Here is a 10,606-nt window from a genome sequence, read left to right on the forward strand (position 1 = left end):
GGCTGTAGCCCAGACCGCCGGAGAGGGACCCGGTCGACTGCTCCACCACCCCCAGCACGATCACCACGGAGCCGGGATCCTCCGGTTCGGGCCGCAGGGTCACCTTGACGTCGCTGAACAGGCCGGTGCCGTAGAGGCGCTTGAGGTCGTCCTCCAGGTTGCGGCGGTTGAACACCTCGCCGGTCTTGATCGAGATCTCCCGGGTGATGACCCATTCCTTGGTCTTGCCCTTGATCGGCTGGCCCTTGTCGTTGGTGGCCGAACCCTCCTTGTTGAGGAACTGCACCTCCACACCCTTGACCGTGCCCTGGCGCACGAGCAGCTGCACATCGCCATCGGGGCCGACCCGGGAGGGGCCGGTGACGCGGGCCAGGGAGAAGCCCTGGTCGGCATACCACTTCTGCAGTTCCTGCATGCGGCCCTGCAGGGTGACCAGGTTGAGGGTCTTGCCGTAATCGCCGGCGAAGGTGTCCTGCACCACCGTCGGCGGCACCTTGGCGTCGGCGGGGTCGAGGCTCACCTTGGTGAGCACCGGGTTGGGCACCACCGAGACCACCAGCCTCACCCCGAGGGGGCCGTCCTGGGGCTGGATCCGGACATCGGAGAACCAGCCCGTGGCATAGATGGCCTGCAGATCGGTTTCCAGTTCGCTGCGGGTGATCGCATTGCCGGGCGTCACCGCCATGGCGGCGTAGGCCGCCAGCTCCAGCCGTTCCCGCTCGGGGTGGTCGGCGAGCCCCTCGATCACCACCTCGCTGATCAGCACGCGCGGCTCGGCCGATGCGGCAGGCGCGGGGGCCGGTCCAAGGGAGGGCTTACCAGGCCTGTCGTCGCTGGCGGCGGGGGCCCCCGGGGCTGGGGTGGCGGGGGCTGGCGTGACCGGAACCGCTTGGCTGCCGGGGGTGGCTCCGGGGGCCGGGGCCGCCGGGGATGCCCCGGCCGGAGGGGTGGTGTCCGCCGGGGCGGCGAAAGGATCGGCGCCGGCCTGGGCCAATGCGGGCACCGGGGCCTGTCCCTCCCGCTTGGTGGGGGGACTCTCGGCCGCCCTGGACTGGCCGCCGGCCAGCAGCAAGGCCACGAGCAGTGGCAAGGAGGCGGTCGCCGCCCGGGGCGTGACGCTTCGAAGGATGTGGGGCCTGCCGAGGCGAACGCCAATCATGGATGTCGTCTGCAGAGCGGCCAGGCCGCAAATTCCGCTGACCTTACCCGTAGACCCGCGGTTCGGGACAGACCCCTTGGACCCGTTTGAGGACCTCCCCGTAGGCCTCGACAACGCCGCCCAGGTCCTGGCGGAAACGATCCTTGTCGAGAATGCGCTCCTGGGCATCGCTCACCGCTCGGTTCCAGAGGCGACAGGTGTCGGGGCTGATCTCGTCCGCCACCACCAGCGCGCCGGCGCCTGTGAACCCCAGTTCGATCTTGAAATCCACCAGTTCGAGCCCCACCTCGGCGAACAGCTGGCGCAGGGCGTCGTTGACGCGGTAGGCCAGGTCCCTGATGGCCTCCATCTGGGCGGAGGTCACCAGCTGGAGTCGCTCCAGCCGCACTTCGCTGAGCAGGGGATCGCCCAGGGCGTCGTCCTTGTAGTACAGATCGAGAAGCGGCGGGTCCAGGGGAGTTCCTGCCGTGATCGGCATCTGGCGGCAGAGGGAACCGGCGGCCACGTTGCGCACCACCACTTCCACCGGCACCACCCGCACCGGCCGGACCATCATCCAGTGATCCCCGTGCAGGCCCAGGTAGTGGGTGGGTACCCCCAGCCGCTCCAGATGCTCGAACAGGAGGGCCGAGATGCGGCAGTTCAGGGCCCCCTTGCCGAGCAGCTGGGCCTTCTTGAGGGCATTGAAGGCCGTGGCGTCGTCCTTGTATTCCACGGCCACCACGTCGACCTGATCGGTGGCGTACACCCGCTTCGCCTTGCCTTCGTAGAGGAGGGGGCCGGTGGCAGGGGGCAGGGTCATGGGGCGGGAGTGGTGGTCGGGGCCGGTTCCGTCGCCGGTACCGGAAGATCGGCGGCATGGCCGCCGGGGTCGCGGGGGGAGCGCAGCTGGATCTCCAGCTGACGGGTGCGTGGTGCCGAAGCCGGATCCTCGCGCCGCCAGCGCCATTCCCCGTAGGCGTCGTCGAGGCGGCCACTGAGCCGCAGGCGCCGCTCCACGGCCCGCCCCGAGGGCAGGGCGGCCTGGGTGTCCAGCAGTTCCGCCACCAGGCCCCAGGCCCCCGCCGCCGCCGCCTGGTCGAGGGCCGCCTCCAGCAGGGCCTCCCGCTCCGTCGCCGGCAGCTCCGCCAGCAACCCCACGGCCTGCTGCAGCCGCAGGGCCCCCGTCAGCCCGCCCTGGCGGGCCCGCACCAGCAGCTCGCCGCCGACCTTGGGGAAGCCCCGCGATTCCAGATGCAGCGCCAGCAGTTCCAGGGCGGAGCGGCTGATCACGGTGCCGTCCTCGCGCCGCAAAAGCGGCAGGGGGATGGCATCGAGGGAGGTGCCGCTCTCCTGCCGCAGCCGCTCCAGGGCCAGGGCCGCCCGGCGGTGGTCCAGCCCCGCCGAAGCGGCGCGCCACTGCAGTTGCAACCACTGCACCCGCTCGGCTCCAGCGGCCGGTCCGAAGCGGTTGAGCACGTCCATCGCCTCGCTGGGGGCCCGGCAGCTGAGCAGCACGTCGGCATTGGCCAGCACCACCTCCAGGGGCTGGGGGGCCGGGTGGAGCGTCAGCAGCCGCTGCTGCAGCTGCCTCAGGCGCTCGCCCAGATCGGCATCGGCGCTCTGGCGGCAGGCCGCATCGAGCTGCTCCAGGTCCCCGTCGCGCAGCAGGTCGGCGAACGCCTTGTCACTGAGGAGCGGTGGTGGTTCTTCGGCGTCCTCCTGTGCCTGGTCGGGTGCCACCGCCGGCGCCGCGGGCGCGGGGATGGCCGCCGCAGCCCCCAGCGGCGTGAACAGGCCCAGCAGGGCCAGGGCTCCGAGGGTCCTCAGCAGGCACCGCCGCCACTCCAGGGGCCACCGCCGCCTGCCCGGGGAAAGGGCGGTGGTCGGGCCGGATCCGCTGGGCGGGGCAGCGGTCGAGGCGGCGGTCGGAGAGAATGGCAAAGGGGAGTGGCAGCAAGGCAGGTGAGGGCAACCGGTGCAGCACCCGTGCCGGCGCTCAACCTAGGGGAGCTCTCCTCCCCGATCCACCCCCCGTCCTGCCTCCCCGGTTCCACCCATGGCTTCACCCACCGCCACTGCTGTTCCCGCCGCTGGCCCGGTGCCGGCCCGGATCCTGGTGGTGGGCGGCGGTGGCCGTGAGAACGCCCTGGGCTGGGCGCTGGCGCGCTGTCCGGGGGTGGAGCAGGTGCTGGTGGCCCCTGGCAACGGCGGCACCGCGGCCCTGGCGGGCTGCGGCCAGCTGGCCATCGCCGAATCCGACCAGGAGGCCCTGGCCGCGGCCTGCCGCGAACGGGCCATCGACCTGGTGGTGGTGGGGCCGGAAGCGCCGCTGGCGGCCGGTCTGGCGGATCGTTTGCGCTCGGAGGGGCTGGCGGTCTTCGGTCCCGGGGCGGATGGGGCCCTGCTGGAGGCCAGCAAGCGCTGGGCCAAGGATCTGATGCGGGAGGCGGGCGTGCCCACGGCGGGCTACTGGGCGGCAACGTCCCGGCAGGAGGCCCTGGAGGCCCTGGAGCAGCACGGCCGCCCCCTGGTGGTGAAGGCCGATGGGCTGGCGGCCGGTAAGGGCGTGACGGTGGCCGACAGCCTCGAGCAGTGCCGCGACGCCATCGAGGAGGTGTTCGCCGGCCGTTTCCAGACCGCCGCGACCGGTGGGCCGGCCGCCGCCCCCTCGGTGGTGCTGGAGGAGCGCCTGCACGGCCCGGAGGTGTCGGTGTTCGCCCTCACCGACGGCCGCAGCATGGTGCTGCTGCCCCCGGCCCAGGACCACAAACGCATCGGCGAAGGGGACACGGGCCCCAACACCGGCGGCATGGGGGCCTATGCCCCCGCCCTGCTGCTGGATGGGGCGGGACTGGAGCAGGTGCGCCAGCTGGTGTTGGAGCCGGTCCTGGCGGCCCTGCGGGCCCGGGGCATCGATTACCGCGGCGTGATCTTCGCCGGCCTGATGCTCACCGGGGACGGCCTGCGGGTGATCGAGTTCAACTGCCGCTTCGGGGACCCGGAATGCGAGACCCTGATGCCCCTGCTGGGCCCTGAGCTGGCCCGGGTGCTGCTGGCCTGTGCCACCGGCCGTCTGGAGCAGGCCCCGCCCCTGACGATCGAGCCCCGCTGCAGTGCCTGCGTGATCGCCGCCGCCGAGGGCTATCCCGGCGCGGTGCGTCGTGGCGATCCGATCCATGGGGAGCTGACGGACGACCCCGACCTGCAGCTGTTCCACGCCGGCAGCCGACGCGGTGAGGGCGGCCATGTGGTCACGGCCGGCGGGCGGGTGCTGGCCGTGGTGGCCCAGGCCGAGGATTTCGATGCCGCCTTCGAGCGGGCCTATGCCGGTCTGGGGCAGGTGGGTTTCGAGGGCATGGTCTACCGCCGCGACATCGGCCACCAGGTGCGGACCCGTCCGCCGGTGCGGCCATGACGCTCAGCGACCCAGGCCACGCCCGCAGCGGCGGCGACCCAGCCGACTCCCTGAACCAGTGGCGGGCGCGCCTGCGGCGTTGGTGGGCCGAATTCAGCCTGCAGACGAAGCTGCTGGCGGTCGCCACCCTCGTGGTGAGCCTGCTGATGACGGGCATCACCTTCCTGGCGCTCAATGGCATCCAGCGCGATGCCCGCATGAGCGACACCCGCTTTGCCCGCGATCTCGGGCTGCTGCTCTCGGCCAATGTCACTCCCCTGGTGGCCGAGGGCAACGACCGCGAACTGGCCTCGGTGGCCGAACGCTTCTGGCAGTCCAGCCGCAGCCTTCGCTACATCTTCTTCGCCGATTCCGACGGCGTGATCTATCTGGGCATCCCCATGGGCGGCAGCACCGGCAGGGGTGAACGGTTGCTCAGCCGCCGCCTGGAGCTGCCGGCCGACATCCAGCGCCGCCCCGACAACCCCCTGATCCGCCAGCACCTCACCCCGGACGGCCAGGTCACCGATGTGTTCGTGCCGATGGTGAGCGACGGCCGCTATCTGGGCGTGGTGGCGCTGGGCATCAACCCCAACGAAACACTCCTGGCCAGTGCCGCCCTCACCCGTGAAGTCACCGTGGCGGTGTTCATCTCCATCTGGGTGCTGGTGATCCTGGGCTCGGTGTTCAATGCCCTCACCATCACCCAGCCGGTGAAGGAGCTGCTGCGGGGGGTGCGCTCGATCGCCGGCGGCAATTTCGAGACCCGCATCGCCCTGCCGGTGGGGGGAGAGCTCGGCGAACTTCTCAACGGGTTCAACACCATGGCCTCCCAGCTGGAGGTCTACAAAGCGGCCAACATCGAGGAACTCACCGCCGCCCAGGTGAAGCAGCAGTCGCTGATCGCCACCATGGCCGATGGGGCTGTGCTGCTCGACGCGGAAGGCCACATCGTGCTGGCCAACCCCACCGCCCGGCGCCTGTTCCGCTGGGAGGGGCGCAACCTGGAGGGCAGCGAACTGGCGGCCGAACTGCCCGATCGGCTGGCGATGGAACTGCACGATCCGCTGGAGAGCCTGATCTTGAGCGAGCGGGACAACACCGAGGTGCGCTGCAGTTTCGGCGATCCCGCCCGCACCCTGCGCATCGTGCTCCAGTCGGTGCGGGATGCCAGCGGCGAGAGCCTCAAGGGCATCGCCATGACCATCCAGGACCTGACCCGGGAGGTGGAGCTGAATGCGGCCCAGAGCCGCTTCATCAGCAATGTCTCCCACGAGTTGCGCACCCCCCTCTGCAACATCAAGAGTTACGTGGAGACGCTCCACGACATGGGCGACCTGCTCAGCCCCGAGGAGCAGAAGGAATTTTTGGGCATCGCCAACGCCGAGACCGACCGGCTGTCACGGCTGGTCACCGACGTGCTCGACCTGTCGCGGCTGGAATCCGACCGGGTCTGGCAGCTGGAGCCGTTGGACCTGGCGCCGGCCATTGAGCAGACCCTGCGCACCTACCGGCTGAACGCTGAGGAGAAGGGGGTCACCCTGATCTTCGCTGCCGATCAGCACCTGCCCCGGGTCCGCGGCAACTGGGATCTGCTGCTGCAGGTGTTCGACAACCTGGTGGGCAATGCCCTCAAGTTCACCCAGGGCGGCGGCCAGCTGCTGCTGTGGGCCTACCCCTGGCCCGACCATTGCCTGCTGGATCCCGGCGCGAGCGCCGGCGACCACCCCTGCTGCGCCCTCACCTCCCCCCTGCCCAGGCTGCGGGTGGAGATCGCCGACACCGGCTGCGGCATCTCCGAGGCCGACCAGACCAGGATCTTCGAGCGGTTTTTCCGGGTCGAAAATGCCGTCCACACCGAGGCCGGCACCGGGCTGGGACTCTCCATCGTGCGCGGCATTCTCGAGAAACACGGCAGCCAGGCCCGCATGGCCAGTGAGCCCGGTGTGGGCACCACCTTCTGGTTCGACCTGCCCCTGGAGCACGCCGACGGCGATGAATTGCAGGTCCAGGTGGAGCGTTCCGCCTCCATGGCCGACATCGAAGCGGAGCGAAGAATCCCCGCCTAGGATCGCGACTGCCATTAAGGCGTCTCCCACCGAGAATGCATGTCTTCATCCATATCGGAACCCATAAGACAGGAACCACATCTCTGCAGGCTTGTCTGAGGAGTTGCGCCAGTGAGCTCGCCGCAGCCGGAATCCTTGTTCCCTCGGCCGGCACCCTCTGTGAAACCTCAGGCCATCACAATCTGGCCTTCCAGCTGGCGGGTGATACCCGCTACGACTCCGCTCTTGGGGGCTTGAACGAGCTCCTGGAAGAGTTGCGATTCGCCGACCGTTCGCTGCGTTCTCGCCGGGCTGTGATCAGTAGTGAGGATTTCTTCTGCCTCGTGGAGAAGCCGGAAGGGCTGGATCGGTTAGAGACCGCCCTGCGGCGGGAGGGGCACTCGGTGACCTGGGTGATGTTCCTGCGCCGTGTCGACGACTATTCGGAATCGCTCTACACCACTCTGTGGGGATGTGGCGTGCGTCCCCGCTTCGGCTACCCGGGCTTCGTTCTCTCGATTCTCGCCAAGGGGAAGTACTCCCAAACGCAGCGATTCGGCGGCTCGGTCCATTACTTCGATTTCGCTGCCTTCGCCCGCCGCTGGCGTCATCTGTCGACATCCCGCCTTCTGCTTCGCGACTACGATCAGGCCGTTTCCACGGAAGGCGTCCTGCCCTGTTTCCTGAGGATTCTCGGTGCCCCTGACGACCTCATCACCAAGGCAGGGCGTGAGCAACCCCGCCTCAACAGTAGAATCGAGTACATTACTCGCCACTACCGAAGGCTGCTGCGGCCGCTGCTAATGGCCCGCTTCCACCGCTCCAACCTCAGGGCGTTGCACAGTGGGAGGCGGCACGCCTGATCGGGTTCAGCTCTCCCCATCCACGCTGCGCATGATGCGCCCGAGGTCGGCCCGTTCGTCGGTGGTGATGCGATGGGGGACACCGCTGATGATGCGCTCGAAATTGGCGAAGGAATCCTTGATCTCCGGTCCGTTGCCCGTGATCACGAACTCCCGGATGCCCTTGTCGTGCCAGGAGCCGCGCATCTTGAACACGTTCAGGGCCCGGGCCATTTCACCGCGGATCTCCACATACTGCAGCAGCAGAATCGTGTCGGTGATGGTGGAGATGTGGGAGTCGGTGATCGAGTGGCTGCCCATGAATTCTTCAGATGTGTTGGTGAAGAAGCCGGCGATTTCCTCCTGCTTCGCATACCCCGTCACCCCGATCACGAACTGGCGGAAGGCGTTGTGGCTGACGCCCCGAGCGAGGGCGGAGAGGGAGTCGATCGCCATGCGGGATGGCTTGAACTGGCTGATCTCCGTCTTGATGATCTGCAGGTGATCCTCCAGGCCAGTGGACTCCGGATAGGCACAGATGATCTTGAGCAGGCCGTCCTGCTCCATCTGCTCGAAATCGATGCCCCAGCTGGTGGCGTTGCGCAGCAGCTGGGCGCGGGATTCCTCATAGGCGAACAGGATCGCCCGCTCCTTGCTGCGGCAGGCGTCCTCCACAAACTTGCTGACCAGCAGGGTCTTGCCGGTGCCGGTGGCGCCGGTCGCCAGGATGATCGAGTCCTTGAAGAAGCCACCCCCGCACATCTCATCGAGCCGGGGAACGCCCGAGCTGAGGCGCACGTTGGAGGAGCGCTGGGTGAGGCGCATCGCCCCCAGTGGGAACACACTGATGCCGTGGCTGCCCATGGTGAAGGGAAACTCCCCCTTCATGTGGGTGGTGCCCCGGAGCTTGAGCACTTCCACCGTGCGCCGCCGCCGTTCTCCTTCCAGCACGTTGCGCAGGATCACGACGTTGTCGGAGACGAATTCTTCGACGCCGTAGCGGGCGATGGCGCCGTATTCATCGACCCGTTCGGTGGTCATCACCGTGGTGACGCCGATCTCCTTGAGCCGGGCGATCAGCCGGAAGATCTCCCGGCGTACCACGGAAATGGCGTCGTACTGCTGGAAGACGGCAGTGATCGAGTCGATCGCCACCCGCTTCGCTCTGTATTTGCGAATCGCGTAGTGGATGCGTTCGATCAGCCCGGAGAGGTCGAAACTTCCGGAGACCTCCTGGCCATCCGGGTCCGGGGAGGCGTCGAGGACAAACAGCTTATTCTGCTCCACCATCTCCTGCAGGTTCCAGCCGAAGCTGGAAGCGTTGCGAAGGATGTCGAGGGGAGATTCCTCAAAGGTGACGAAGATGCCGTGCTCGTTGAACTGGCGGATCCCGTTGCAGAGAAAGTTCAGCGAAAAGACCGTTTTCCCGGTTCCTGAGGTGCCACTGATCAAGGTCGATCGACCGATCGGCAGACCGCCATGACAGATGTCATCGAAGCCCTCGATTCCCGTGGGAAGCTTCTGCATCTGCATCCGGTTGGCGGTGAGGTCGTGGTCGTTGGGATCCGGCATCGAAGGGGTGGAAAGGGAAGGGGATAAGGGACTGGGTTGACGACTGCCCTGGACGGCTTCAGGAGGATTCGGGAGGCGAGGATTCACCGCCTGCTTCGAGATCGTCGATGTCCAGCTTGAAGTCCTCCTCCGAGAGCTCTTCGTAGAGGAGATCGAGGCCGATCAGCACCCGATCCCGGTCGGAAAGGTCGCCGATGATCCGACGCACGGGCGGCGGGAGAATCTTCGCCAGGGTGGGTGTGGCCAGGATCTTGTCCTCCTCGGCCAGTTGCGGATTCTTGAGGACGTCAATCACCTTCAGGGCGTAGACCCCACGGAACTCGGACTCGAGGATGTCGCGGAGTGTCTTCAGAGCCCGCATGGAGTTGGGCGTGTTGCCTGCCACGTAGAGCTTGAGGATGTAGGTCTTGCGAAACGTCATGGCTGCGGCTCAGGCGGAGGGGCTGGAGGCTTCGGACATGGGGGCAGGCACGATCGGCACGTCCGGAGGGATGGAGCGCCGATACATCTCACAGAGGTGGGCCATGACGTCAAGGAGGGCCAGGCGGTAGTCCTGCAGGAAATCGTTCTTCTGTCCTTTGAGCATGAGCTGTTTCCGGAACTCTTCGATCAGATTCACGTGGATCTCGACCATTTTGGTGATTGGCAGATCGGCGAAGAAGGCTGTGTTCACGAAGCTTTCGATCGCCTGGTTGGCCGTGGCCGGATCCTTGAAGTAACTGATCAGCAGATCGCGGTAGGTGCGCCGCAGGGAGTCGAGCAGCTCGTCGCGCTCCTCGGCTTCCAGGTTGCGCAGGAAGCGGGAGGGATCCCGTTTGTAATAAACGCTGAGATAGCCAAGACGGCCGTTCAGCCGGTTCGACAGCTTCCAGCCATCGGGGGTGGCCGCCTGGGCTTCGCTGCTGGCCGGGGGGATGTGGCTGCGCAGAAACCGGGAGACGGCCGCATCGAGGCTGTAGCTCAACTGCTCCAGCTGGTCGGGGGGCAGGCGGACTTCAGCGCCATGGAAGAGCACGTCGCCGCTGACGGGTCCGATCAGCACGGCTGGCAGCTCCAGCCCGCGGTCGTGCAGGGTGCCGAAGAAGCCTCCCTCGATGGCCCCCTCCTCGAGGAGCAGTCCGTCGATGTCCTCCAGGTGGCGCTCCAGCTGCGCCAGGGGCTCGATGGCGGGATCCACCGGCATCAGCTGGTAGCGCCCGCCCTTCAGCCACTGGACGCAGGCCTCGGCCAGGGCGGGGGTCTGGATGAGGGCAAGGATGGTGAGAACCGGTTGGGGCATCGACCGCTGCGGCGGGGAGCTCCCCTGGGCGGGCTGAATCTTGACGGAAGGTGGGCCCGGACGGGAGGATCTTAGTTCTGTCTTTCGATTCCGTGCGCCCAGGCCCAATGGCGGCTCCCTGCCGCCAGCCTGGCCACGCCCCTTGACGTGATGACCCAAGCCCCCCAGCAGGACCTCCCGAGCGACGTCGCGGCAGGAGCCGCCACGACGGACACCACCGGTGCCTACGCCATCGTCGAAGCCTCCGGTCAGCAGTTCTGGCTCCTGACCGACCGCTACGTCGACCTGGATCGACTCAGCGCCGACGTCGACAGCAACGTCACCCTGGAG

At 67.7% G+C, this 10,606-nt stretch carries 9 protein-coding genes and 1 pseudogene; 4 read left to right on the forward strand and 6 right to left on the reverse strand.

Annotated elements, in window-relative coordinates; genetic code table 11:
- The 3 genes from KBZ04_RS09480 to KBZ04_RS09490 form a co-directional block, all read right to left on the reverse strand.
- On the reverse strand, positions 1-1,159 hold a 1,159-nt coding region (locus KBZ04_RS09480), incomplete at its 3' end, for a POTRA domain-containing protein (protein ID WP_315860100.1).
- A gap of 43 nt (positions 1,160-1,202) precedes the next feature.
- Positions 1,203-1,955: a phosphoribosylaminoimidazolesuccinocarboxamide synthase gene (gene purC / locus KBZ04_RS09485; RefSeq protein ID WP_254991712.1), complete on the reverse strand. Its 753-nt coding sequence runs from the start codon at positions 1,953-1,955 to the stop codon at positions 1,203-1,205.
- A 2-nt stretch (positions 1,956-1,957) separates the two neighbouring features.
- The gene (locus tag KBZ04_RS09490) at positions 1,958-3,082 is read right to left on the reverse strand and encodes a hypothetical protein (protein ID WP_254991705.1); all 1,125 of its coding nucleotides are present in this window, start codon (positions 3,080-3,082) and stop codon (positions 1,958-1,960) included.
- Between the two features lie 115 nt (positions 3,083-3,197).
- Between KBZ04_RS09490 and purD the strand changes: the two genes are divergently transcribed.
- Genes purD through KBZ04_RS09505 form a run of 3 tightly spaced genes read left to right on the forward strand, consistent with a single transcriptional unit; the run spans position 3,198 to position 7,446 of the window.
- Complete coding sequence (gene purD / locus KBZ04_RS09495; RefSeq protein ID WP_254991706.1) at positions 3,198-4,556, forward strand: phosphoribosylamine--glycine ligase; 1,359 nt, start codon at positions 3,198-3,200, stop codon at positions 4,554-4,556.
- A complete protein-coding gene (locus KBZ04_RS09500) occupies positions 4,553-6,604 on the forward strand; it encodes a sensor histidine kinase (RefSeq protein WP_254991707.1) in 2,052 nt (683 codons plus the stop codon). The genes purD and KBZ04_RS09500 overlap by 4 nt, the downstream gene beginning before the upstream one ends.
- A gap of 35 nt (positions 6,605-6,639) precedes the next feature.
- On the forward strand, positions 6,640-7,446 hold the full coding sequence (locus KBZ04_RS09505) for a hypothetical protein (protein ID WP_254991708.1): 807 nt from the start codon (positions 6,640-6,642) through the stop codon (positions 7,444-7,446).
- A gap of 6 nt (positions 7,447-7,452) precedes the next feature.
- On the opposite strand, the gene kaiC is transcribed toward KBZ04_RS09505, so the two are convergent.
- The 3 genes from kaiC to KBZ04_RS09520 are packed head-to-tail and all read right to left on the reverse strand — an operon-like array spanning position 7,453 to position 10,276.
- Positions 7,453-8,997 (reverse strand): circadian clock protein KaiC, encoded by a 1,545-nt coding sequence (kaiC, locus tag KBZ04_RS09510; RefSeq protein ID WP_254991709.1) that lies wholly within the window; start codon positions 8,995-8,997, stop codon positions 7,453-7,455.
- Between the two features lie 58 nt (positions 8,998-9,055).
- Complete coding sequence (gene kaiB, locus KBZ04_RS09515) at positions 9,056-9,418, reverse strand: circadian clock protein KaiB (protein WP_254991710.1); 363 nt, start codon at positions 9,416-9,418, stop codon at positions 9,056-9,058.
- A 9-nt stretch (positions 9,419-9,427) separates the two neighbouring features.
- Complete coding sequence (locus KBZ04_RS09520) at positions 9,428-10,276, reverse strand: circadian clock protein KaiA (RefSeq protein WP_254991711.1); 849 nt, start codon at positions 10,274-10,276, stop codon at positions 9,428-9,430.
- 150 nt (positions 10,277-10,426) lie between these two features.
- Here KBZ04_RS09520 and KBZ04_RS09525 point away from each other — a divergent pair.
- Positions 10,427-10,606, forward strand: a pseudogene (locus KBZ04_RS09525) (50S ribosomal protein L21); the annotation flags it as partial.

Source organism: Cyanobium sp. N5-Cardenillas (assembly GCF_024345515.1).
In the GTDB taxonomy this organism is placed as follows: domain Bacteria; phylum Cyanobacteriota; class Cyanobacteriia; order PCC-6307; family Cyanobiaceae; genus Cyanobium.